Origin of the sequence: Streptomyces sp. NPDC006385 (assembly GCF_040612485.1) — a bacterium.
In the GTDB taxonomy this organism is placed as follows: Bacteria; Actinomycetota; Actinomycetes; order Streptomycetales; family Streptomycetaceae; genus Streptomyces.
Genome location: NZ_JBEXQG010000052.1, coordinates 1 through 23,314 on the forward strand (window position 1 = coordinate 1; position 23,314 = coordinate 23,314).

At 69.0% G+C, this 23,314-nt stretch carries 19 protein-coding genes, 1 pseudogene and 1 riboswitch; of the genes and pseudogenes, 15 read left to right on the plus strand and 5 right to left on the minus strand.

Annotation, left to right across the window (positions count from 1 at the left end):
• The first annotated feature begins 152 nt into the window (after positions 1-152).
• From ABZ078_RS30930 to ABZ078_RS30975, 10 genes are all read left to right on the plus strand, one after another.
• Positions 153-785 carry a CDP-alcohol phosphatidyltransferase family protein gene (locus ABZ078_RS30930; protein WP_356580683.1) on the plus strand — a complete coding sequence of 211 codons (633 nt, stop codon included), beginning with the start codon at positions 153-155 and terminating at the stop codon, positions 783-785.
• A 90-nt stretch (positions 786-875) separates the two neighbouring features.
• Positions 876-3,371 carry a mannose-1-phosphate guanyltransferase gene (locus tag ABZ078_RS30935; protein WP_356580685.1) on the plus strand — a complete coding sequence of 832 codons (2,496 nt, stop codon included), beginning with the start codon at positions 876-878 and terminating at the stop codon, positions 3,369-3,371.
• Between the two features lie 98 nt (positions 3,372-3,469).
• Positions 3,470-4,381 carry a DUF881 domain-containing protein gene (locus ABZ078_RS30940; RefSeq protein WP_356580687.1) on the plus strand — a complete coding sequence of 304 codons (912 nt, stop codon included), beginning with the start codon at positions 3,470-3,472 and terminating at the stop codon, positions 4,379-4,381.
• Complete coding sequence (locus ABZ078_RS30945) at positions 4,378-4,710, plus strand: small basic family protein (protein ID WP_003988855.1); 333 nt, start codon at positions 4,378-4,380, stop codon at positions 4,708-4,710. Before ABZ078_RS30940 ends, ABZ078_RS30945 begins: the two co-directional genes overlap by 4 nt.
• 12 nt (positions 4,711-4,722) lie before the next feature.
• Positions 4,723-5,565: a DUF881 domain-containing protein gene (locus ABZ078_RS30950; protein WP_356580689.1), complete on the plus strand. Its 843-nt coding sequence runs from the start codon at positions 4,723-4,725 to the stop codon at positions 5,563-5,565.
• Positions 5,566-5,626: 61 nt separating this feature from the next.
• Entirely contained in the window at positions 5,627-6,532 is a 906-nt protein-coding gene (locus tag ABZ078_RS30955; RefSeq protein WP_356580691.1) for an FHA domain-containing protein, read from the plus strand.
• A 42-nt stretch (positions 6,533-6,574) separates the two neighbouring features.
• The gene (locus tag ABZ078_RS30960) at positions 6,575-7,312 is read left to right on the plus strand and encodes a MerR family transcriptional regulator (RefSeq protein ID WP_356580693.1); all 738 of its coding nucleotides are present in this window, start codon (positions 6,575-6,577) and stop codon (positions 7,310-7,312) included.
• Positions 7,313-7,396: 84 nt separating this feature from the next.
• The gene (locus tag ABZ078_RS30965) at positions 7,397-7,870 is read left to right on the plus strand and encodes a bifunctional nuclease family protein (protein WP_004002801.1); all 474 of its coding nucleotides are present in this window, start codon (positions 7,397-7,399) and stop codon (positions 7,868-7,870) included.
• Positions 7,871-8,131: 261 nt separating this feature from the next.
• Positions 8,132-8,815, plus strand: coding sequence for a MerR family transcriptional regulator (locus ABZ078_RS30970; protein ID WP_356580696.1), 684 nt, complete (start codon positions 8,132-8,134; stop codon positions 8,813-8,815).
• Between the two features lie 101 nt (positions 8,816-8,916).
• Entirely contained in the window at positions 8,917-10,314 is a 1,398-nt protein-coding gene (locus ABZ078_RS30975; RefSeq protein ID WP_356580698.1) for a DNA polymerase IV, read from the plus strand.
• Positions 10,315-10,963: 649 nt separating this feature from the next.
• Here the strand turns inward: ABZ078_RS30975 and ABZ078_RS30980 are convergent.
• Positions 10,964-11,335, minus strand: a complete 372-nt coding sequence (locus ABZ078_RS30980) for a PRC-barrel domain-containing protein (RefSeq protein WP_356580700.1) — start codon at positions 11,333-11,335, stop codon at positions 10,964-10,966.
• A 114-nt stretch (positions 11,336-11,449) separates the two neighbouring features.
• Positions 11,450-11,545: riboswitch (glycine riboswitch) on the plus strand.
• A 175-nt stretch (positions 11,546-11,720) separates the two neighbouring features.
• On the opposite strand from ABZ078_RS30980, the gene gcvP reads away from it, so the two are divergent.
• The gene (gcvP, locus tag ABZ078_RS30985; protein WP_356580702.1) at positions 11,721-14,606 is read left to right on the plus strand and encodes an aminomethyl-transferring glycine dehydrogenase; all 2,886 of its coding nucleotides are present in this window, start codon (positions 11,721-11,723) and stop codon (positions 14,604-14,606) included.
• 228 nt (positions 14,607-14,834) lie between these two features.
• Here gcvP and ABZ078_RS30990 read toward each other — a convergent pair whose 3' ends face one another.
• Together ABZ078_RS30990 and ABZ078_RS30995 are read right to left on the minus strand one after the other, a co-directional pair.
• Positions 14,835-15,254, minus strand: a complete 420-nt coding sequence (locus tag ABZ078_RS30990) for a TOBE domain-containing protein (RefSeq protein ID WP_356580704.1) — start codon at positions 15,252-15,254, stop codon at positions 14,835-14,837.
• Positions 15,255-15,360: 106 nt separating this feature from the next.
• Entirely contained in the window at positions 15,361-15,756 is a 396-nt protein-coding gene (locus tag ABZ078_RS30995) for a helix-turn-helix transcriptional regulator (RefSeq protein ID WP_356580706.1), read from the minus strand.
• 108 nt (positions 15,757-15,864) lie between these two features.
• Between ABZ078_RS30995 and ABZ078_RS31000 the strand changes: the two genes are divergently transcribed.
• The gene (locus ABZ078_RS31000; RefSeq protein ID WP_356580708.1) at positions 15,865-16,470 is read left to right on the plus strand and encodes a DUF1707 domain-containing protein; all 606 of its coding nucleotides are present in this window, start codon (positions 15,865-15,867) and stop codon (positions 16,468-16,470) included.
• Here the strand turns inward: ABZ078_RS31000 and ABZ078_RS31005 are convergent.
• On the minus strand, positions 16,448-16,966 hold the full coding sequence (locus tag ABZ078_RS31005) for a hypothetical protein (protein WP_356580710.1): 519 nt from the start codon (positions 16,964-16,966) through the stop codon (positions 16,448-16,450). The genes ABZ078_RS31000 and ABZ078_RS31005 overlap by 23 nt on opposite strands.
• Before the next feature lie 196 nt (positions 16,967-17,162).
• Positions 17,163-19,121: an amino acid transporter gene (locus ABZ078_RS31010; protein WP_356580712.1), complete on the minus strand. Its 1,959-nt coding sequence runs from the start codon at positions 19,119-19,121 to the stop codon at positions 17,163-17,165.
• 812 nt (positions 19,122-19,933) lie between these two features.
• On the opposite strand from ABZ078_RS31010, the gene ABZ078_RS31015 reads away from it, so the two are divergent.
• The 3 genes and pseudogenes from ABZ078_RS31015 (at position 19,934) to ABZ078_RS31025 (ending at position 23,314) form a co-directional block, all read left to right on the plus strand.
• Entirely contained in the window at positions 19,934-20,269 is a 336-nt protein-coding gene (locus ABZ078_RS31015) for an SAV_915 family protein (protein WP_356580714.1), read from the plus strand.
• A gap of 14 nt (positions 20,270-20,283) precedes the next feature.
• Positions 20,284-21,621, plus strand: a pseudogene (lysA, locus tag ABZ078_RS31020) (diaminopimelate decarboxylase).
• A 397-nt stretch (positions 21,622-22,018) separates the two neighbouring features.
• Positions 22,019-23,314 carry an extracellular solute-binding protein gene (locus tag ABZ078_RS31025; RefSeq protein WP_356580716.1) on the plus strand — a complete coding sequence of 432 codons (1,296 nt, stop codon included), beginning with the start codon at positions 22,019-22,021 and terminating at the stop codon, positions 23,312-23,314.

The window sequence follows — 23,314 nt, forward strand, 5'->3', positions numbered from 1 at the left end:
GTACTGCAGGGGGGACCCTGTGGGAGAGTAGGACACCGCCGAACTCCTTTTAGAGCTCTGGCTCTTGGGCAGACAGCCCGAGAGCCAGAGCTTTTTTGCGTTGAGGTAGGGTCAGGGAGCATCGTCGGTACCGTTCCCGCAGGAGGCCCCGGGTGGAGGTCCAGGAGACCCGTGTTCAGACGAACCGGGTCCTCACCATCCCCAACATCCTCAGCATGGCGCGGCTTGTCGGCGTGCCGCTGTTCCTGTGGCTGATTCTCAGGCCTGAGTTCGGTGGGCCCAAGAGTGACGGCTGGGCGCTCCTGGTGCTGGCCCTGAGCGGCGTCAGTGACTACCTGGACGGCAAGCTGGCGCGTCGTTGGAACCAGATCAGCAGCCTCGGCCGGCTGCTGGATCCTGCGGCCGACCGGCTCTACATTCTCTCGACTTTGGTCGGTCTCACCTGGCGCGAGATTCTGCCTGTCTGGTTGACCGCTGTACTTTTGGCGCGAGAGCTGGTCCTGCTGGTGATGGTGGGCATCCTCAGGCGTCACGGCTATCCGCCGCCGCAGGTGAACTTCCTCGGGAAGGCCGCCACCTTCAACCTCATGTACGCCTTCCCGCTGTTGCTGCTCAGTGACGGAAGTGGTTGGATCCACTCACTCGCTGCTATTTTCGGATGGGCGTTCGCCGGATGGGGTACAACGCTGTACTGGTGGGCAGGAGTGCTCTACGTGGTACAAGTCCGCCGTCTGGTTCGTGCGGACGCCATGGCCGATGGAACTCGCGGATTGAAGCGGGCGTAGCGGCTCGATGGCCCGCGGTGGAAAAGTGCGGGACAATCTGACGGGTGAAGTCGGCTAGACCGTCGTCTCTTAGAGGAGGACGCTTCCGACATGAAGGCCGTCGTGATGGCCGGGGGCGAAGGCACGCGCCTGCGCCCCATGACCTCAAGCATGCCCAAGCCGCTCCTGCCGGTGGCCAACCGGCCGATCATGGAGCACGTTCTGCGGCTGCTCAAAAGGCATGGGCTCAATGAGACCGTCGTGACCGTTCAGTTCCTGGCCTCGTTGGTCAAGAACTACTTCGGTGATGGCGAAGAGCTCGGGATGGAGCTCAGTTATGCCAATGAGGAGAAGCCACTCGGTACCGCCGGAAGCGTCAAAAACGCCGAAGAGGCGTTGAAGGACGATGCTTTCCTCGTCATCTCCGGTGATGCGCTGACCGACTTCGACCTCACTGAGCTGATCAATTTCCACAAGGAAAAGGGTGCACTCGTCACCGTCTGTCTGACGCGTGTGCCCAATCCCTTGGAGTTCGGGATCACGATCGTCGACGAGGAAGGAAAGGTCGAGCGCTTCCTCGAGAAGCCGACTTGGGGCCAGGTCTTCTCGGACACCGTGAACACCGGCATCTACGTCATGGAGCCCGAGGTCTTCGACTACGTCGAGCCCGACGTGCCCGTGGACTGGTCCGGCGATGTCTTCCCGCAGCTGATGAAGGAGGGCAAGCCGATCTATGGGTATGTCGCGGAGGGCTACTGGGAGGACGTCGGCACTCACGAGAGTTATGTAAAGGCGCAGGCCGACGTCCTGGAGGGCAAGGTCGACGTCGAGATCGACGGCTTTGAGATCTCCCCGGGTGTGTGGGTGGCCGAAGGCGCCGAGGTGCATCCTGATGCCGTTCTCCGTGGACCGCTGTACATCGGGGACTACGCCAAGGTCGAGGCCGGTGCGGAAATCCGGGAGCACACCGTCGTCGGCTCGAACGTCGTCGTGAAGAGCGGCGCGTTTCTGCACAAGGCTGTTGTGCACGACAACGTGTACGTCGGGCAGCACAGCAATCTGCGCGGGTGTGTCGTCGGAAAGAACACCGACATCATGCGCGCCGCCCGCATCGAGGACGGCGCGGTCATCGGCGACGAGTGCCTGATCGGTGAAGAATCGATCGTTCAGGGCAACGTGCGTGTCTATCCCTTCAAGACCATCGAGGCCGGCGCGTTCGTCAACACCTCGGTGATCTGGGAGTCCAGGGGCCAGGCGCACCTCTTCGGTGCCCGTGGCGTCTCCGGGATCCTGAACGTGGAGATCACGCCCGAACTCGCCGTGCGCCTCGCCGGGGCCTATGCGACGACCCTGAAGAAGGGTTCCACCGTCACCACGGCCCGCGACCACTCCCGGGGTGCCCGGGCCCTGAAGCGGGCCGTCATCTCCGCGCTGCAGGCCAGCGCCATCGACGTACGCGACCTGGAGAACGTACCGCTGCCCGTGGCACGGCAGCAGACCGCGCGGGGTAGTGCCGGCGGGATCATGATCCGGACGACGCCCGGGGTGCCGGATTCCGTCGACATCATGTTTTTCGACGGGCAGGGGGCCGACCTGTCGCAGGCGAGTCAGCGGAAGCTGGATCGGGTCTTCGCGCGGCAGGAATACCGGCGTGCGTTCCCGGGAGAGATAGGGGATCTGCATTTTCCGGCGAGTGTGTTCGACTCGTACACCGGGTCGTTGCTGCGGAACGTCGACACGACCGGGATCTCGGAATCAGGGCTCAAGGTCGTCGTCGACGCGTCGAACGGTAGTGCCGGGCTCGTGCTTCCCAGTCTGCTCGGCAAGCTCGGTGTGGACTCGCTGACCATCAACCCTGGTCTCGACGAGTCCAGGCCGACGGAGTCGGCGGATGCGCGGCGGTCGGGGTTGGTGCGGCTGGGCGAGATCGTGGCGTCCGCGCGGGCCGCGTTCGGCGTGCGCTTCGACCCGGTCGGTGAGCGGCTGTCGCTGGTCGACGAGAAGGGGCGGATCGTCGAGGATGACCGCGCCCTGCTCGTCATGCTCGACCTCGTGGCCGCGGAGCGGCGCAGCGGGCGGGTGGCGTTGCCGGTGACGACCACACGGATCGCCGAGCAGGTGGCGGCGTATCACGGGACGCAGGTGGAGTGGACGACCACCTCGCCTGACGACCTGACCCGTGTCGGTCGCGACGACACCACGATCTTCGGCGGTGACGGCAAGGGTGGGTTCATCGTCCCGGAGTTCAGCAGTGTCTTCGACGGTACGGCGGCCTTCGTAAGGCTGATCGGGCTGGTGGCGCGGACGCAGCTCACGCTCAGCCAGATCGACGCGCGGATTCCGCGGGCGCATGTCATCAAGCGTGATCTTGCGACTCCTTGGGCCGTCAAGGGGCTCGTGATGCGGCGGGTCGTGGAGGCGGCCGGAGATCGCTTTGTCGATACGACCGACGGCGTGCGGGTCGTGGAGACCGACGGGCGTTGGGTGATGGTGCTGCCCGACCCTGCCGAGGCGGTCACCCATCTGTGGGCCGAGGGGCCGGACGACGCGTCCGCCCAGGCGCTGCTCGACGAGTGGGCGGCGGTCGTGGACAGCGCGGGCCGCTGAGCCGTAGTACGCGCGCGTGCCGGACAGGTCTGCCCCAAAGGGGCCCTGTCCGGCACGCCGGTGGGGCCATTCGGAGGTAGTGGTCGCGACGTGCGACGATGTGCGGCATGCCGCAGCCCCCCGTTCGGAGCACACCTACGCGCCCCCCGCGCCCGGACGCGTCCATGTCGCTGCTGACGAACGTCATGGATCACAGCCTCGACGACGGGTACGCCGAGGCCGCCGCCCGGAAGAAGGCCGCCGGTGACGGTGGTCTGCCCAAGACCCTGAGGGCCAAGCTGGGGCTCGCCGCCGGTCTGGTGCTCGCGGCGCTCGTCGTGACCGTGGGAGCGGCGCAGGCGCGGGTTGCGGCACCCGTCATGGCGAAGGAGCGCCAAGAGCTGATCGACCGCATCGACCGCGAGACCGCGGCGGCCGACAAGCTGGAGGAGAACGTCGACAAGCTCCGCGACGACGTGAGCGCGCGGCAGCGCGAGGCGCTGAGAACGGCGGGCCACAGCGATCAGGCGGAGCTCGTGGGCATTCTGGCGGGCGCTGTCGAGGTGCACGGGCCCGGAGTGAAGCTGGTCGTGAACGACGCCAAGGAAGCCTCCTCGGGCGGCGACGGCGATCCGCGTGGGACGTCCGGGTTCTCCGACACCGGGAGGGTGCGCGACCGGGACATGCAGCGGGTGGTCAACGGGCTGTGGGAATCGGGTGCCGAGGCCGTCTCCATCAACGGGCAGCGGCTGACCGCCCTGTCGGCGATCAGGGCCGCGGGTGACGCGATACTGGTCGACAACAAGCCGCTGGTCCCGCCGTACACGGTGCTTGCGGTGGGGGACGGGGAGCGTTTGAGCACCAGGTTCCAGGACAGTGCCGACGGGCTCTACCTGCACGCCCTGCAGGAGAACTTCGGGATCAGGACCAACATCTCCGTGCAGGACGACCTTCGCCTTCCCGCCGCACCGAGCGTGATCGTACGTACAGCACAGCCGAACACCGAGAACACCGAGAAGGGCACATCGTGATCGCCGTACTGGGCCTCGTCGTGGGAGTCGTGGCCGGCCTGTTGGTCCGGCCTGAGGTTCCGGCGGTCGTCGAGCCTTATCTGCCGATCGCCGTCGTGGCGGCTCTGGACGCAGTCTTCGGTGGCCTGCGGGCCATGCTCGACGGCATCTTCGACGACAAGGTCTTCGTGGTGTCGTTTCTGTCCAACGTGGTCGTGGCCGCGCTGATCGTGTTCCTCGGCGACAAGTTGGGCGTGGGCGCCCAGCTCTCCACCGGTGTCGTCGTCGTGCTCGGCATCCGTATCTTCTCGAACGCCGCGGCGATTCGCCGTCACGTGTTCCGGGCATGAGGCGTGAGGCCGATGAGCAACCACGACGACACGCCCGAGAACCGGCTGCGCAAGGAACTGCCCGAGGAGGTGCCGGCCGGCGCGACCGAGGCGGTGGTGCCCCCCGAGGAGCCGGAGAGCGAGCAGGGCGAGCTGACCGGGCGGCAGCGGCTGGTGAAGGGGCTGTGGCCGCCGCGGATCACCAGGGCCCAACTCATCGTCGCCGTGCTGCTGTTCGGCCTCGGCTTCGGCCTGGCCGTCCAGGTCGCCTCGAACAGCGACGGCGACAGCGCGCTGCGTGGCGCACGTCAGGAAGATCTCGTTCGCATCCTCGATGAACTGGATGACCGTACTCAGCGTCTTGAGGACGAGAAGCAAGGTCTCGAAAGGCAGCGCGACGAGCTGGAGAACAGCTCGAACCAGGCCGAGGAGGCCCGCAGGCAGACGGTCGAGAAGGAGAGACAACTCGGCATTCTGGCGGGCACGGTGGCTGCCCAGGGACCCGGCATCACGGTGACCATCGACGACACGAAGGGGACGGTCGAGGCGGACATGCTGCTCGACGCGATCCAGGAGCTGCGCGCGGCCGGTGCGGAGGCGATCCAGGTGAACGGCGTACGCGTTGTCGCCGGCACGTATCTGACGGATTCCGGCAATGGCGTGAGCGTCGACGGGAACAAGATCAACGCGCCCTATCGTTTCAAGGTCATCGGCAAGCCGCAGGACCTCGAACCGGCGCTCAACATCCCTGGAGGCGTGGTGCAGACTCTCGAGAAGGAGCAGGCCACCGTGACCATCGAGCGGTCGGACAAGATCGTCGTGGACGCCTTGCGAGCGGCGAAGCGGCCTGACTACGCTCGGTCGTCCTCCCAGTGAACCGGGGGTGCATGGGGGACGTCCGGCGAGGGCATGAGGTTGCGGGGGGTCGGCGCACCGATTGGGTGGTGCGTGGTGGAAACTGTCTGGTGGAGACGGACGTTGTGAGGATGTCCGGGTCGGTCAGAGAGTGCAGTCAGGGTTCGTCCTGCCCCACGGGCGGGTCTGTTTCGGTCAAGGGGAATCGCCCGTGAAGTTGTTTGCGAAGTTGTTCGGGAAGAGCGCGCGAGAGGGCAGCGACAACGCGACCGCTCGTCATCGCGCACAGGGGGACGAGGAAGGTCAGCGCCCGCTGTTCAGGGACCAGGTGCCTGGGCCGGGCGGTGACATTCCCGGAGGTCAGGGCGCGCCGTCGGTTGACCCTGGCCAGTCCGGCGGCATAGGTTTCGGGCAACCGTCAACCTCAAGTACGGGTGGAGGGTTTTCCCCGATGTCGGCCCTGGTGTGTACGAGGTGCGGTAACCGCAACGCGGAGAACAGCCGCTTCTGTTCCAACTGTGGCGCGCCGCTGCGGGCCGGCGGCGCGGCCGAGCGCCCGTCCGAGACCACCTCCACGATCTCCATCTCGGGCCTTGAGGCCTACGATGCCGAGGCCACCGGCCAGACGCCGATTCCGGCGCTGTCTCCCGAGGCCCAGGCGGCGGTCGAAGCGCTGCCTCTCGGCTCCGCGCTTCTCGTGGTGCGCCGCGGGCCGAACTCCGGCAGTCGCTTCCTCCTGGACAGCGATCTGACCACGGCCGGACGGCACCCGCAGAGCGACATCTTCCTGGACGACGTGACGGTCTCGCGTCGGCATGTGGAGTTCCGTCGCGGTCAGGACGGCACGTTCACGGTGGCCGACGTCGGCAGCCTCAACGGTACGTACGTCAACCGCGAACGGATCGACCAGGTCGCTCTGAACAACGGTGACGAGGTGCAGATCGGCAAGTACCGGCTGGTCTTCTACGCGAGCCAGCGGGGCTACTGACCCTTCCCCCGGATGCCGTCCGGGGAGACCCAGGGAAGGTCCATGCTGAAAACACCGAGCGGCGGTGCCGAGCACGGCACCGCCGCCACGGACAGTCGGCTGATGAGCATCGGCACGGTGCTGAACGTGCTGCGCGAGGAGTTCCCTGACATCACCATCTCCAAGATCCGTTTCCTGGAGTCGGAGGGCCTTGTCGAGCCGCAGCGGACCCCCTCGGGGTACCGCAAGTTCAGCGCGCGGGACATCGAGCGGCTCGGTCACGTCCTGCGGATGCAGCGGGACCACTATCTGCCGCTCAAGGTGATCCGCGAGCACCTGGACGCCACGGAGCGCGGTGAGGCCGCACCATTGCCGGCCCTGTGCCGTCAGCGTGACGGCGAAACCGTCCTGGAGCCGGTCGAGAGGCCGACCGCAGCCCGGATCGGGCGGGCCGAGCTGCTCGCCGCCGCCGAGATCGGTGAGCAGGAGCTCGAGGAATGGGAGTCGTACGGGCTGATCACTCCGCTGCCGGACGGGGCGTACGAGGCGGAGGCGGTCACCGTGGCCTCGCTGGTCGCCGAGCTGGGCCGGTTCGGGATCGAGCCACGCCATCTGCGGGTGATGAAGGCCGCCGCCGACCGTGAGGCCGGGCTCGTGGACCAGGTCGTGGCGCCGCTGCGACGGCACCGTAATCCGCAGACCAGGGCGCATGCCGAGGCCCGTGCGAAGGAACTGGCGGGGCTCACGGTGAGGCTGCATGCCGCGCTGGTGCAGACCGCCCTCGGCGTGCGGCTGCCCTGACCGGGCGTCCCGGGGTGCCCCGGATCGGCCACCCGTTCCCGGCCCGACTACCCAAACGTCCCGAGCACGGCCTAGGGTTGCTGTGTGAACGAGCTCGATGTCGTAGGTGTCCGGGTCGAAATGCCCTCCAACCAACCGATCGTGCTCCTGCGTGAAGTGGGAGGCGACCGCTACCTCCCCATCTGGATCGGGCCGGGGGAGGCGACGGCGATCGCCTTCGCCCAGCAGGGCATGGCCCCCGCGCGACCGCTGACCCACGACCTGTTCAAGGACGTGCTGGAGGCCGTCGGTCAGGAGCTCACCGAAGTACGCATCACGGACCTGCGTGAGGGCGTCTTCTACGCGGAGCTGGTCTTCGCCAGCGGGGTCGAGGTGAGCGCCCGCCCGTCCGATGCCATAGCGCTGGCCCTGCGCACCGGAACGCCGATCTACGGCAGCGACGGAGTGCTCGACGACGCGGGCATCGCGATTCCGGACGAGCAGGAGGACGAGGTGGAGAAGTTCCGCGAGTTCCTCGACCAGATCTCGCCGGAGGACTTCGGCACCAGCAGTCAGTGAAGCGGCGGGGCGGCCCGGCGGACTCGCGGACCGTGACGGGCGGCCCTCAGCCGGTTACAGCTCAAATGCCGGCATTTGCCAGCGGCGAGCGAGAGCGTCCTGCGGCTTGCTTCGAGCGCATTCGGCTAGCCTTTCCCCGCGGTGGGGTGCGGGAAACCACTCCTAGGGTGATTATCACTCGGCGTGCCGAGTGTGGCGATCGTTGACGCACCCCTGGTGACTGCCTACCGTCGAGAAGGCAGGTCAAGGACGGAGGTCGGCGTGAGAAGCAGCGGCGACGGTACGGGTGGGGGTGCCCCCGGACACAGTTTCGGGGAGAGCGGTCCGTACCCTCCCTCAGGCTCTCAGCTGCGTTCGGGCATGGGATTCACCCCTGCCTCCGGCGCGGCCGATCACGCTCCGCAGCGCCCCACGGCCGTGCCGAGCAGCGGAGAGGCGACGGCCATGGCGTCCGAGCAGATCGGCTATCGCGGTCCGACGGCATGTGCGGCCGCCGGCATCACCTACCGGCAACTGGACTACTGGGCGCGCACCGGCCTCGTCGAGCCGAGCGTGCGGCCCGCTTACGGGTCGGGGACGCAGCGGCTGTACAGCTTCCGGGACGTCGTCGTCCTGAAGATCGTCAAGCGGTTCCTCGACACCGGTGTGTCGCTGCAGAACATCCGCACCGCCGTGCAGCATCTGCGTGAGCAGGGCTTTCGTGATCTCGAGCGCATGACGCTGATGAGCGACGGCGCGACGGTGTACGAGTGCACCTCGCCGGACGAGGTCCATGCGCTGCTCCAGGGTGGTCAGGGGATCTTCGGGATCGCCGTCGGAGTGGTGTGGCGGGACGTCGAGAGCGCGTTGTCGCAGCTGCACGGGGAGCGGATCGACACCGGGGAGACGCTGGTCGGGCACAACCCGGCGGACGAGCTGGCCCGGCGGCGTAACCGGGCGGTCTGAGAGCGTTCGTGGTCTGAGCCGACGGGCCCCCTGGTGGTCGGGTGGACGAGACCGGCGGGCGTAGCAGGGCATTGTCAGTGGCGTGAGGCAGCATCGGAGATGTGAGAAACGCGCCCACGATCCTGCATCTCGACATGGATGCCTTCTACGCCTCGGTGGAGCAGGCATCCAAGCCGAGCCTGCGCGGGAAGGCCGTGATCGTGGGTGGGCTCGGGCCGCGTGGAGTCGTTGCCACCGCGTCCTACGAGGCTCGGGTTTTCGGGGTGCACTCGGCGATGCCCATGGCTCAGGCGCGGCGGCTGGCGCCGAATGCCGCGTATCTCGTGCCGCGCTTCGGGATCTACCGTGAGATCAGCGAGCAGGTGATGGGGCTGCTGCGGGAGCTGTCTCCGCTGGTGGAACCGCTGAGTCTGGACGAGGCCTTCGTGGACCTGGAGGCCGGGGGAGCGGCCTGGGACGCGGAGTCGGCGCGGCTGGTCGGGGTGAAGCTGCGCGCCGACATACGTGCGGTCACCGGGCTCGCCGGCTCGGTGGGGCTGGCGGCGTCCAAGATGCTGGCGAAGATCGCCTCGGAGGAGGCCAAGCCCGACGGGCTGGTGCTGATCGAGCCGGGCACCGAGCGGGCGTTGCTCGGGCCGATGTCGGTGCGCACGTTGCCGGGGGTGGGGCCGGCGACGGGGGACCATCTGCGGCGGGCCGGGATCCATACGGTGAATGAGATCGCCGAGGCGGGGGAGGACGAGCTCGTTCGGCTGCTGGGCAAGGCTCATGGGCATGCCCTGTACGCCATGGCGCTGGCCCATGACGAGCGGCCCGTGGTGGCCGAGCGGGAGGCCAAGTCGGTGTCGGTCGAGGACACGTATGACGTGGACATCCACGACCGGGTCCGGGTGGGGCTGGAAGTGCAGCGGCTGGCCGACCGGTGTGTGCAGCGGCTGCGTGCGGCCGGGTTGTCCGGGCGGACGATCGTGCTGAAGGTGCGGCGGTACGACTTTTCGACCTTGACCCGGTCCGAGACGCTGCGGGGGCCGACGGATGACCCCGCTGTGGTGCGGGAGGCCGCTGCGCGGCTGCTGGATTCCGTGGACACGACAGGAGGTGTGCGGCTGCTGGGGGTCGGGGTGAGTGGGCTGGCCGACTACACGCAGGAGGACCTGTTCGCGCAGGCGGCAGGGGAGCGGCTGGAGCCCGCTGAGGATGAGGGGGATCACGAGGATCCTGCGGAGGAGCGGGAGGCCGTGCATGTCGAGCGGCGGTGGGCTGCTGGGCATGATGTGCGGCATGCCGAGTACGGGCATGGGTGGGTGCAGGGGAGTGGGCTCGGGCGGGTGACGGTGCGGTTCGAGACGCCTGGGTCGGAGCCGGGGCGGGTGCGGACGTTTCGGGTCGACGATCCGGAGTTGGAGGCGGCGGAGCCGTTGCCGTTGGTGGCGCGGAGACCGGGGGTTTGGGAAGCGGGGGGTGGGGCGTCCGGGGCGGGGCCTGTGGTGCCGGCGTAGGGCGCGGAGGGGTGGTGGGGGCCGTGGCTCCCGCGGCTTTGTGTTGTGCCGCCCAGCGGCACGATTGCCCGCAGGCTGTGTGGAGCCGTTGGGCGGAGGTGGGTGGGTGCCGCGAGGTGCCTGCTGGGTGGGGTGGCTGCCCCAGGGCTGGCGGGTGCTGCCCTCGGGTTGGCCGGGGTGGGGGGCTGGGCCTGGATGAGCGGGTGTCGCCAGGCGCTGGTTGGGTCACTGCGCTGGGCGTAGGCCGGGTGGGGCGACTGGTTGCAGGAGGGCAGTTGGCGTGCCGCGCTGGGAATGCGCTCAGACGATGACCGTCCGGACACTGGGTGAGGCCACTGGCTGGGGGCCGAGTGGGTGCCGCGCGGTGCTGTCCGAGTGGGCGGGGCCTTGGGAGCAAGCAACTTGGGGCAGCTGGCCACAGGCTGGTCAGGCGACTGCCCGCAGGCCGGCTGGACACTGCCCGCATGGTGGGGGGCGCGTCGGTCTTGGTGGGTGGGGGCGCTGGGTTTCGGCTGGGTACGTGTGCGGTCGTTGTGACGGTGTGGGCGAACGGCTTGGGTGGTGGGGGGCCGTCGCGCTGGGTGCAGAGGCAAGCCGGCCTTCGGTGTGGTTCCTGGTGGGAGGGTGCGTCGGTGGTGTGGTGTGGGGGTCAGGTGTCCTCCGTGCCTGCCAGGTTGCCGAAGTCTCGGTCCGGGATCGGGGGCGGTGGGGCCACGTCGAGGCCGTAGTGGTGGTAGAGCTGGAGTTCCTGTTCGGGGGAGAGGTGGCGGCCTACGCCGAAGTCGGGGGCGTCCTTGATCAGGGCGCGGTCGAAGGGGACGTGCAGGCTGCCCTCGACCAGTTCGCTGGGCTCCAGGGGGACGAAGGCGTCCCGGGAGAACAGGCCGGTGCGTATCGCCGCCCATTCCGGCACTCCGGTCGCGTCGTCGAGGTAGACCTCGTCGATGGTGCCGATCTTGGTGCCGTTGCGGTCGAAGGCCTTGCGGCCGATCAGGTTGCGCGGATCGATGTCGGTCTGCACGGGCCCTCCACTTGGTCGCAACTCATCCGTAAGCACTACGAAAAGGCACATTGGTGAGAGCGGCCACTCGAAGGTTCGTGCGTTGACCCCGCTGGTAGGCTTGCAAGCGGCTGCTGACCCCGTGCGGGAGAGTCCTCCAGGCATCATCGGAGGCGCCGAAGGAGCAAATCCTCCCCGGAATCTCTCAGGCACACGTACCGCACGGACGAGGTCACTCTGGAAAGCAGGGCGGGTGTCGACGGCTTCCGCTCTCACCGACGGTGAAAACCGGAGCCCTCGGGCGCCCCGGTGAAGCTCTCAGGTTGAGATGACAGAGGGGGAGGCCGTATGGGTACCCGCGCCGTGGTGCCCCTCGAAGGTCGCGTCAGACCAGGAGGCCTCCGCAATGACCGCCCACCGCATTCCGCTCTCCGAGCTCGAGCAGGGAATCCCCTTCGAGCAGCGTCACATCGGTCCCGATCATGAGGCTCGGGCCAAGATGCTCGCCCAGGTCGGGTACGGCTCGCTGGACGAGCTGACCGCCGCGGCGGTGCCGGATGTGATCAAGAATGCCGACTCTCTTGAGCTGCCGGGGGCGCGCACCGAGGCCGAGGTGCTGGCCGAGCTGCGGTCGCTCGCCGATCGCAATCAGGTGCTGGACTCGATGATCGGGCTCGGGTACTACGGGACGTTCACGCCGCCGGTCATCCTGCGCAATGTGATGGAGAACCCTGCCTGGTACACGGCCTACACGCCGTACCAGCCCGAGATCTCCCAGGGGCGGCTCGAGGCCCTGCTCAACTTCCAGACCGTGGTCGCCGATCTCACCGGGCTGCCGACCTCCGGCGCCTCACTGCTCGACGAGGGGACCGCGGCGGCCGAGGCCATGGCCCTGTCCCGGCGCATGGGCAAGAACAAGAAGGGGCTGTTCCTGGTCGACGCGGATGTGCTTCCGCAGACCATCGCCGTGATCGAGACCCGCGCCGAGCCGACCGGTGTGGAGGTCGTGGTCGCCGACCTCAGCGACGGTATTCCGGCCGAGGTCGCCGGGCGTGAGATCAACGGCGTGCTCCTGCAGTACCCGGGCGCCTCCGGTGTCGTACGGGATATCAAGCCCGTCATCGATCAGGCGCATGAACTCGGTGCCCTCGTCACCGTCGCCGCCGATCTGCTCGCGCTCACGCTGCTGAAGTCGCCCGGTGAGCTGGGGGCGGACATCGCGGTCGGGACGACGCAGCGGTTCGGTGTGCCGATGGGCTTCGGCGGGCCGCACGCCGGCTACATGGCCGTACAGGAGAAGTTCGCGCGCAGCCTGCCGGGGCGGCTCGTGGGCGTGTCCGTGGACGCGGACGGGAACAAGGCGTACCGGCTGGCTCTGCAGACGCGTGAGCAGCACATTCGGCGGGAGAAGGCGACCAGCAACATCTGCACCGCTCAGGTGCTGCTCGCCGTGATGGCGGGAATGTACGCCGTCTACCACGGGCCCGAGGGGCTGAAGGGCATCGCCCGGCGGACCCATCGGTACGCCACCGTCCTCGCCGCGGGGCTCGCGGCCGGTGGGGTCGAGGTCGTTCATGGCTCGTACTTCGACACGCTGACCGTGCGTGTGCCCTCCAAGGCCGCCGAGATCGTCGCCGCCGCCCGGCAGAACGGCGTCAACCTGCACCTCGTCGACGCCGACCATGTGTCCATCGCCTGCGACGAGACCACCACGCGGGCGCAACTGGCCGCTGTGTGGACGGCCTTCGGGGTCGAGGGCGACATCGAGGCGCTGGACGCGGAGACCGAGGACGTCCTGCCGGGCGCGCTGCTGCGCACCGACGCGTACCTCTCGCACCCCGTCTTCCACCAGCACCGTTCCGAGACGGCGATGCTGCGCTACCTGCGCAGGCTCGCGGACCGTGACTACGCGCTGGACCGGGGCATGATCCCGCTGGGCTCCTGCACGATGAAGCTGAACGCGACGACCGAGATGGAGCCGGTCACCTGGCCGGAGTTCGGTCAACTGCACCCCTTCGCGCCCGCCGAGCAGGCGCAGGGCTATCTGACGCTCATCCGCGAGCTGGAGGAACGTCTCGCCGAGGTCACCGGCTACGACAAGGTGTCGCTGCAGCCCAACGCCGGGTCGCAGGGTGAGCTGGCCGGGCTGCTCGCCGTACGCGGGTACCACCGGGCCAACGGCGACGAGCAGCGGACCGTCTGCCTCATCCCGTCGTCCGCGCACGGGACGAACGCCGCCAGTGCCGTCATGGCCGGGATGAAGGTCGTCGTCGTCAAGACCGCCGAGGACGGGGAGATCGACGTCGAGGACCTGCGGGCGAAGATCGAGCAGCACCGCGACCAGTTGGCGGTGCTGATGATCACGTACCCCTCTACGCACGGTGTGTTCGAGGAGCACGTCGCCGACATCTGCGCGCAGGTGCACGAGGCCGGCGGGCAGGTGTACGTCGACGGCGCGAACCTCAACGCCCTGGTCGGTCTCGCCAAGCCTGGGCACTTCGGCGGGGACGTCTCGCATCTGAACCTGCACAAGACCTTCTGCATCCCGCATGGTGGTGGCGGCCCGGGTGTCGGGCCCGTGGCGGTGCGAGCGCACCTGGCGCCGTACCTGCCGAACCACCCGATGCAGCCCGCGGCCGGCCCGGACACGGGTGTGGGGCCGATCTCGGCCGCGCCCTGGGGTTCCGCCGGGATCCTGCCGATCTCGTGGGCGTACGTCCGGCTCATGGGCGGCGAGGGGCTCAAGCGGGCCACGCAGGTGGCGGTGCTGTCCGCCAACTACATCGCCAAGCGGCTGGAGCCGCACTACCCGGTGCTCTACACCGGACCGGGCGGGCTCGTCGCGCACGAGTGCATCATCGATCTGCGGCCGCTGACCAAGGCGACCGGGGTGAGCGTCGACGACGTGGCCAAGCGGCTCATCGACTACGGCTTCCACGCGCCGACGATGTCGTTCCCGGTGGCCGGGACGCTGATGATCGAGCCGACCGAATCCGAGGACCTGATCGAGCTCGACCGGTTCTGCGAGGCGATGATCGCCATCCGCGCGGAGATCGAGAAGGTCGGGTCGGGCGAGTGGCCCGCCGACGACAACCCGCTGCGCAACGCTCCGCACACCGCCCGTGCGCTAGGCGCGGAGTGGGAGCATGCGTACGGCCGTGAGGAGGCCGTGTTCCCGGCCGGTGTGTCGGTCGCCGACAAGTACTGGCCGCCGGTGCGCCGGATCGACCAGGCCTTCGGCGACCGGAACCTGGTCTGTTCCTGCCCGCCGCTGGATGCGTACGAGGACTGACACCCCGGAGGGTTGGCGTCCGGACGACCAACGTCCGGACGACCAACGTCCCGACGACCCACGTCCGGAGGACTGACGTCCGGAGGACTGACGTCCGCAGGGCTCACGCACCGACGTAGGTGAGGGAAGGGCTCCGTCTTGGCCGCCGTACTCGGCCGGGCGGAGCCCTTCTGTGTCCGGTCCGATCTTGTACGCCCACCTGCTACGCCCCGGCTACGCCCCCTTGCGTCACGCCTTGGCCAGCGCCACCTCCGTCGCCTTGATCAGCGCTACGACCGGCACGCCGGGGGAGAGAGCGAGGTCGGTGGTGGCGTCCCTGGTGATGACCGCGGTCAGGGAGGCGCCCTCCGTGGCGATCTTGACGGAGGCCATGGCGCCGCCGGTGGCGATGCCGGACACCGTGCCGGGGAGCTGGTTGCGGATGGACAGGCCCTCGATCGGGGCGGTGGCCAGGGAGATTTCCGTAGCCTTCACGAGGGCGGTCACGGCGTTGCCATCGGTCAGACCGAGATCCTCGACGGCCTCCAGGGTGATCGCGGCGGTGAGGCTTTGGCCGCCGGCGAGGCGGACCTTGACGGTCGCCATGACCTCGCCGGGGGTGACGGCGGTGATCGTGCCGGGGAGCTGGTTGCGGATGCTCAGGCTCATGGGGGTACGCCTCGCAGACGGTGGGGCTTATAGGGCCTTACGGGTGCTCATGGAGCTTTTGGTGATTGTTGATCCCGGCCCCACCGTAAGTGTGTCGGCTGCCCGGTCACGCGCGGTCGATGTGGACGTTCGTCGACTTCACGCGGGCGGTGGCCTCCATGCCGACCTCCAGGCCCAGTTCCTCGACCGCCTCGCGGGTCAGCAGGGAGACCAGTCGGTGCGGGCCGGCCTGGATGTCGACCTGGGCGGCGACGTCGCCGAGTTTGATCGCGGTGACGATGCCGGGGAAGGCGTTGCGGGCGGAGGTGTGCGAGGTCTCCTCCTCGCCGGTACCGGACTTGGCGAGTTCGACCGAGAACGCGGCGAGGTCCTGGCCGTCGATGAGTCGGCGTCCGGTCTCGTCGCGGTGGGTGGCCACTCGACCGGCGTCCGCCCAGCGGCGCGCGGTGTCGGGGCTCACGCCGAGCAGACGGGCGGCCTGGCCGATTGTGTAGGACTGCATGCGGATCACGATAGGGCCGGACGCGGCGGTCATGGCCAGAGCTTGGCAAACACGTATGACGCGATATAGCGTTAGTTTCGTCGATGGGGTGGCGAACGGGGTGAGGGCATGTCGGCTGGGCTGGTGGGCAGGGACGAGGCGCCCGTGTTGAGGGCTTCGCACGAGGACCGGGACCGGGTCGTTGACGTGCTGCGGAGAGCGGCGGGTGACGGTCGGCTGACCGTCGAGGAACTGGACGAGCGTGTGGAGGCCGCCCTGACCGCCCGCATGATGGGCGAGTTGACCGCCCTGACGAGGGACCTGCCGGTCGACGTGGACGACATCCTCGTGGCCGAGCCCAAGGACGTCGTGCGGATCGAGCAGCGGGGCGGTTCGGTCCGGCGTGGGGAGGGCTGGGTGGTCCCCCGGCGCTTGGAGATCGTCTCGGCGTGGGGCGATGTGACGCTCGACCTGAGCCAAGCGGTGATCACGCGGGACACCTTGCACATCGATCTCGACATGTGCGGCGGCACCTTGAAACTCGTGACTCCGCCTGGAGTGGCCGTGGACACGGACTCCCTCGTGTCGAACTACGCCAAGATCAAGACCCGAGCGAACGGCGACGCCGATGGCCCGGTGGTCCTCCGGGTGGTGATCACCGGGGAGATCGGCCTCGGACGGATCCTGATACGTCGTGCCCGGCGCTCGCTCGTCATGAGAGCCCCGAAGCCCTGAGCACCGACTGGGCCGTCTCGTCGTCGATCCGGTGGCCGATGCGCCTCAGCACGTCCGCGCCCTCGCGCAGCGTGCCGCGTTCAAGCGAGCGGCGCATCCCCGTGTCCAGCTCGTGCCACAGCAGCGGGTTGGCGACGAGGACGCGGGGGTCGAGTTCCAGGCGGTGGCCGTAGGCGTCGCGCAGAACCAGGTGCAGGGAGACACCCTCGTACTGCCGTACGGTCACCAGGGCGTCCGTGCACACGACGTGCCTGCGGACCGTGCCCTGGACGGCCAGCCAGCCTGGGCCCGCGGTGACGTACGGCGGCAGCAGCACCACGCACAGCGTCGCGGACAGGGCCAGCCAGAGCAGGGTGCGTGGCGGCGTCAGGGTGCCCGCGTCCCAGTCGACCAGCTCGGTCATGGCCGCGAAGCCGAGAGCGCAGCCCACGGCGAAACAGGCGCTGCCGCACCAGTGGCGGTCGCCGGTGTGGCCTTGCGGTCCACTCCGTCCCATGAGGCGAAGGTAGGGCGCGCGAGGGCCGCTGTAACCGGCGCTGACGGGACCCTGACCGTGTACAGCCGAATATGGACGGGATTCTGGCGTGAAGTGGCCGGTGACGGTGACGGTGCCGGTGACGGTGCCGGTGCCGGTGTATGGCGTGCCCCGGGGTCGGTGCCCTGCGAGCGGCGTCCGGGCTCGATCCGCCCGCTCAGCCGGTGTGGACGCGAGGCCGACGCGCGCGGTCCGGCTCCGCTTCGCGCAGTACCTCGCGCGTGACCGGGGCGACCTCGCCCTGGCCGAAGAGGATGAAGCGCAGGAAGTTGGCGAAGGGGCTGCCTTCGGTCCACTCGAAGTAGATGTGGGGGATGCGAGCGGTGGTGTCGCGGACGTGGAGGAGAAGGGCGGCCAGGGCGTTGGGGATGGAGGAGGATTCCAGGGTGAGGACGCGGTAGCGGCCATGCATGACCTCGCCGCGCACGGTCAGGCCCGCCTCGAACTCGGACGGGTCGGTGACCGTCACCTCGACGAAGACGAAGTCCTCCTGCTCGGGCAGGTCGTTGTCGTTGCGGATCTGCTCGATCTTGTCGCGGTACTCGGCCTTGTCACGCCGGTCGGGCTCATTGGCGATGAGCCGTATCTTCCGGCTGGCCATGTCCCGGACGAACCGCTCCGCCATGGCGTCCAGCGTCACGCCGGTCACGCGGAGCTCGAAGGCGCGCCGCAGCCGCGAAAGGAGGGAGATGAGGATGATGCCCGCGATGAAGCAGGCGCCGATCTTCACACCGTCGGGGCGCTCGATGACGTTCGCGACGGTCGTGTACAGGAACACCGCGGAGATGACCGCGAACGCGATGGTCCACTTCCGCTGGCCGGCCTTGCGGGCCGCGATGGTCACGGCGATGGCCGCGGAGCTGATGAGCACCAGGACGCCGGTGGCGTACGCGCCGCCCTGGGCGTTGACGTCGGCGTCGAAGATCCAGGTGACGAGGAAGGCGACGAGGGTGAAGACGATGACCATCGGACGCACCGCGCGTGCCCAGTGCGGGGCCATGCCGTACCGGGGCAGATAGCGGGGCATCAGGTTGAGCAGGCCGGCCATGGCGGAAGCGCCGGCGAACCACAGGATGGCGATCGTCGAGATGTCGTAGACCGTGCCGAACGTGTTGCCGAGGTAGTCGTGGGCGAGGAACGCCAGCGCACGGCCGTCGGCCTGGCCGCCCGGCTCGAACTCCTTCGACGGGATCAAGAGGGTGGTGATGAAGCTTGTCGTGATCAGGAAGCCACTCATGATCAGGGCGGCGGTCGTGAGCAGCTTCTTCGTGTCCCGGATACGCCCCAGCGGACGGTCCTCGGTATCGCCCGGGTCGCCCTTGACGTGGGGCATCACGGCGACACCGGTCTCGAAGCCGGAGAGGCCGAGCGCGAGCTTGGGGAAGACGATCAGGGCCACGCCGATCATGACGAAGACGTTGCCGTGCTCGGTGGTGAGGGCGTTGGACCAGTCCGTGACCACGTGCCCCTCGGTGAGGACGTGGTAGAGGCCGACGACCACGACGACGGCGTTGAGCAGGAGGTAGCTCGCGACCAGGGCGACGGCGACGCCGATCGCCTCCAGGAAGCCCTTGAGGAACACCGCGCCGAGCAGGGCGACGAGGACGAGGGTGATCAGCATCTGCTTGTCGTGCAGGGCGCTGTGCAGGTGCGGGTTCTCGACCAGGTGGGTCGAGGCGTCGGCCGCCGACAGCGTGATGGTGATCAGGAAGTCCGTGGCGGCGAAGCCGAGCAGGGTCAGGACGAACAGCTTGCCCTTCCAGAAGGACAGCAGCCGCTCCAGCATCGCGATGGAGCCTTCGCCGTGCGGGCTCTCCTCGGCCACCCGCCGGTAGACGGGCAGAGCGCCCGCGAGGGTGACGATCACGAGGACGATGGTCGCCACCGGGGAGAGAAGACCTGCCGCGAGAGCCGCGATGCCGGGCTGGTAGCCGAGGGTGGAGAAATAGTCGACACCGGTGAGACACATGACGCGATACCAGCGCTGCCCCTTGTGGGCGGGCTCCGGCTCGGCGTGCGGCCCCTGGGGACCGTGGCCCTTGCCTATGTCGGACAGCCCCTGGAGCATCCAGGTGCGCAGACGATGGGGCGAGGGGCGTTCGGTGGTGGTGGCCATCGGCTGCTCCAGAGGTGCGGATCGGCGTGGAGTCCGGCCATCACGCGGACGGCGGCACCAGCGTAAGCAGAGAGTGACGCATGGGCCCACGGATGAGGGCTCCGGCGGCGTCAAGCTTCCGTTAAGACTCGCCGCGTCGCAGTGGGCGGGGCAGCAACGATCGAGCTCCGGGGCTTACGGGAGCGCTGCGAGGGTGGGCGGGGGTGACCGGGCGGCTCGCGTCGGGTGGACACCCAGCGTCATGGGGAGGAGGGCCCCCCTTCTGGCTCCCGCTGTCAAGCGGGTGGGGGCAACGCCCGAGGACCGGGCCACGTCGCCCGCCCTGGAGTGCTCGTGGTCGTGGAGAAGCTCGTCGGGGAGCGCGCCGAAGGTCGACCCTCGGTTTCATGGGCGAGCCCCGCGTCGATGTCCTCGAAATCAACATCGCGCTCAACGGACTGATCAAGGGCAACTGATGAACCGGGTGGTGGTCGTGGAAGACGTGGCGGGGTGTGTCCTCGCCGACAGTGGGAGCGGTGCCGGACGAGTTCGTCCCCGTGCCCGCGAGCGTCGACGCCGGGTTTCCTGACTTCCCGGCTCGCCGACGACTGACACGCGCCCCCGCGTGCCCGCCCGCCCTGTCAGCCGGCCCCGCGTCCCCCGGCGTCAGCGACCCGTCAGTATCCGCCCGTCCCCCGTCAGCACCGCGTCATCAGGCGTCCGCAGCGTCGGCCCGGCGGGCATAGCGTCGTCAGGTGCGCCCCGGTCCGCCTCCCCGTGTCCGGGGCTGCCCCGACCTCGACCCACTTTCTCGGATCCTCCAGGAGGCATCCATGACAGACATCCTGTGCGGTGAAGATCCCGAGCCTTCCGATCGTTCCCCGGCCGGGCCCCTGTTCGTCCCGGTCCGGCCGGGACCCTCGGGCTGCGCGGTCCGCCTCTTCCGTACGCCCCTCGGCGACCGCACGGCCGTCGGCTTCACCTCCGTCCGCAGGCTGACCGCTACCCTCGGCCCCGGCCAGCCCTGGATCAGGCTCGCCGAGCCCGCCCTGCGCACCCTGGCCGCACCCCTCGGCGCCACCACCGTCACGGTGGACCCGCCGCTGTCGGCACCGGCTCCCGCGCCGGTCGAGCCGACGGCTCCGACCCTCGCACCGCAGTTCGGCTGAAGGGGGAAGCGCACATGACGACCGTTCACGAACACGCCCTCGCGTCAGGGCTGTCCGTATGGCCCGCCGACACCACCGAGCCCCGCCCGGCGAGCTCCGCGGGGCAGGCGTACCGCTCGCCGAGGTCGCCGAACGCTTCGGCACCCCCATCCACGTCCTCGACGAGACCGAGGTGTGCGAACGCTGCCGCACCTACCGGGCCGCCTTCGCCGATGCCGAAGTGCTGTACGCCGCCAAGGCGTACCTGTGCCGCGCCATGGTGCACTGGATGGACGAGGAGGGCCTCGGTCTCGACGTCTGCTCGGCGGGCGAACTGGAACTCGCGGTCACCACGGGCTTCGCGCCCGAGCGGATCGTGCTGCACGGCAACGCCAAGACCTCGCGCGACCTGGAGAGCGCGCTGCGCCTCGGCGTCGGCCGTATCGTGATCGACAGTTCCTCGGAGATCGCGTGGCTCGCCGCGGCGGTCGGGCCCGGCGGTCATCAGAAGGTCATGGTGCGGGTGGCGCCCGGGATCAGCGCCGGCGGCCACGAGAAGATCCGCACCGGCACCGAGGACCAGAAGTTCGGCCTGTCCCTCTCGGACGGCTACGCGCAGGACGCCATCGCCCGGATCCTGGACCAGCCGCAACTCGAACTCACCGGACTGCACTGCCACTTGGGCTCACAGATCACCGGCGTCAAGCCGTACCTCGCCGCCGTACGCCGCCTGGTCGGCCTCATGGCCCGGCTGCGCCGGCAGCACGGCCTCGTCCTGACCGAACTCGACCTCGGCGGCGGCCACGGCATCCCTATCGCCCCGGCGAGCCGGCCCTGGACCTCACCACGCCGGCCCGCAGGGTCCGCGCGGAACTGACCGAGGCGTGCGTGACCGCCGGGCTGCCGCTGCCGCGCTGATCATCGAGCCGGGCCGGGCCATCGCGGGTCCCGCGGGCATCGCCCTCTACCGCGTCCTCGCGGTCAAACGCACGGACGAGCGCACTTACGTCGCCGTCGGCGGCGGCATGAGCGACAACCCGCGCCCCGCCCTGTACGGCGTGCGCTACGCCCCCCGCCTCATCGGACGCCACAGCACCGCCGCCCAGGCCACGGTGACCGTGGTCGGCCGGCACTGCGAGGCGGGCGACGTCCTCGCCCCGGATGCCGTGCTCCCCGCCGACGTGCGCACCGGCGACGTGCGCACCGGCGACCTGCTCGCCATCCCCGTCGCCGGTGCCTACCACCTCTCCATGGCCTCCGGGTACAACCTCGTCGGACGCCCACCCGTGGTCGCCGTACGCGCCGGCGCCGCTCGGCTCCTGGTACGCCGCGAGTCCCTGGAGGACGTCCGCAGCCGCGACGCGGGCCTGTAAGACCCCGGCCGACCGAAGTCTCCGGGCGGGACGGCTTCCCGTCCTGCCCCGGGGCCGCTTTGCCGCTCCGAGGTGCCCTTACAGCCCGCTCCATAATGTTCGTCCATCGATGCGAATGTTTCGGCAAGTCCAGCGAGAGTTCTTCAGAGTGACCCGGGTCCGTGCCGCCTGCTAGCGCCGGCAGCATCCTGCCTCGGTTGCCGGGCGGCGCCGTCGTCGGTTCAAGTTCCGGAGACGGCGTGACAGTTGGCGCCAGATTCCACCGTGTACAAGGGGTTGCCACCGTTCGGCGGCTGTCTCTAGGGTGCGGCAACGGCGCAGCTTTCTGGATCAGTTCCGAAACTTTCGATCTCGTGGACGGCCACGCACAGGTCGTCCCGTACCCAAGGAGCGCATGATGGGCGACCCGGCACTGTCCCGCCGCGGCTTCCTGGCGGCCTCCGCCGCGGCCGGTCTGGGCGCGACGGCACTGAGCGGTTGCGGCGGCGACTCGGGCGGAGGGTCGTCGGACGGGACGACCACCATCGAGTGGTGGAACATCTCCACCACCGAGCCTACGAAGGGCGTCTGGGCGGCGCTGGCCAAGAAGTTCGAGGCCCAGAACCCCAAGGTCAAGGTGAAGATCGTCCAGTGGGAGAACGACGCCTACAAGTCGAAGATGACGGCGCTGACCGCCTCCGGGAAGCTGCCCGACATCTTCCACACCTGGGGCGGCGGCGTCCTGAAGCAGCAGGTCGACGCCGCGCTCGTCGAGGACCTCACGGACCGGACCGAGGACTTCGCCGGCGGCCTGCTGCCGGTCGCGAAGGAGCCGTACCTCCTCGCCGACAAGGTGTACGGCATACCGTTCGACATGGGCATGGTCGGCTTCTGGTACAACAAGGCCCTCTTCAAGGACGCAGGCATCAGCGAGCCGCCGACCACGTGGAGCGGTTTCCTCGACGCCGTACGTGAGTTGAAGGCCAAGGGCACCACCCCGCTCGCCCTCGCCGGCAAGGAGAAGTGGCCCGGCATGTACTACTGGGCCTACCTCGCGATGCGCACCGCCGGCGCCTCCGCGTTGCAGAAGGCCTACGACGACCAGGACTTCACCGGCGACGCCTTCGTCCAGGCCGGACAGCACCTCCAGGAACTCGTCGACCTCCAGCCCTTCCAGAGAGGCTTCCTCGGCGCCGCCTACTCCAGCCCCACCGGGCAGGCCGCGACCGTCGGCAACGGCAAGGCGGCCATGGAGCTCATGGGCCAGTGGGCGCCCGTAGTCCAGGCGGACGCCGGCAGGGGCCTCGGCGACGACCTCGGCTTCTTCCCGTTCCCAGCGGTCGAGGGCGGCAAGGGTGAGATCACCGAGGTGTTCGGCGGGGGCGGCGGGCACGCCCTGCGCAGCGGGGCTCCGCAGGCCGCCGTGGACTTCCTGAAGTTCTTCGCCTCCGAGGCGACGGATGTGGAGCTGGTCAAGAAGACCGGTGTCCTCCCCGTGGTCCCGGCCGCCGAGAGAGCCATCAGCGACCCCAACATCAAGGCCGTACAGGCGCAGTTGAAGGTCGCCACCGGCTTCCAGCTCTATCTCGACCAGGCGTACGCGCCCGCCGTCGGCCAGGAGGTCAACGACAGCGTCGGCGCGCTCATCGCCGGCTCCAAGTCGCCGCAGCAGGTCGCCGAGTCGATCACGAAGACCGCGAAGCAAGAGCAGTAA

Excerpts from the sequence above, each read along its gene's own strand:
- ABZ078_RS30935 (WP_356580685.1), top strand. The coding sequence starts at position 876 with ATGAAGGCCGTCGTGATGGCCGGGGGCGAAGGCACGCGCCTGCGCCCC.
- ABZ078_RS30940 (WP_356580687.1), top strand. The coding sequence starts at position 3,470 with ATGTGCGGCATGCCGCAGCCCCCCGTTCGGAGCACACCTACGCGCCCC.
- ABZ078_RS31025 (WP_356580716.1), top strand. The coding sequence starts at position 22,019 with ATGGGCGACCCGGCACTGTCCCGCCGCGGCTTCCTGGCGGCCTCCGCC.
- ABZ078_RS30990 (WP_356580704.1), bottom strand. The coding sequence starts at position 15,254 with ATGAGCCTGAGCATCCGCAACCAGCTCCCCGGCACGATCACCGCCGTC.
- ABZ078_RS31010 (WP_356580712.1), bottom strand. The coding sequence starts at position 19,121 with ATGGCCACCACCACCGAACGCCCCTCGCCCCATCGTCTGCGCACCTGG.
- ABZ078_RS30950 (WP_356580689.1), top strand. The coding sequence starts at position 4,723 with ATGAGCAACCACGACGACACGCCCGAGAACCGGCTGCGCAAGGAACTG.
- gcvP (WP_356580702.1), top strand. The coding sequence starts at position 11,721 with ATGACCGCCCACCGCATTCCGCTCTCCGAGCTCGAGCAGGGAATCCCC.
- ABZ078_RS30960 (WP_356580693.1), top strand. The coding sequence starts at position 6,575 with ATGCTGAAAACACCGAGCGGCGGTGCCGAGCACGGCACCGCCGCCACG.
- ABZ078_RS31000 (WP_356580708.1), top strand. The coding sequence starts at position 15,865 with ATGTCGGCTGGGCTGGTGGGCAGGGACGAGGCGCCCGTGTTGAGGGCT.
- ABZ078_RS31015 (WP_356580714.1), top strand. The coding sequence starts at position 19,934 with ATGACAGACATCCTGTGCGGTGAAGATCCCGAGCCTTCCGATCGTTCC.
- ABZ078_RS31005 (WP_356580710.1), bottom strand. The coding sequence starts at position 16,966 with ATGGGACGGAGTGGACCGCAAGGCCACACCGGCGACCGCCACTGGTGC.
- ABZ078_RS30995 (WP_356580706.1), bottom strand. The coding sequence starts at position 15,756 with ATGCAGTCCTACACAATCGGCCAGGCCGCCCGTCTGCTCGGCGTGAGC.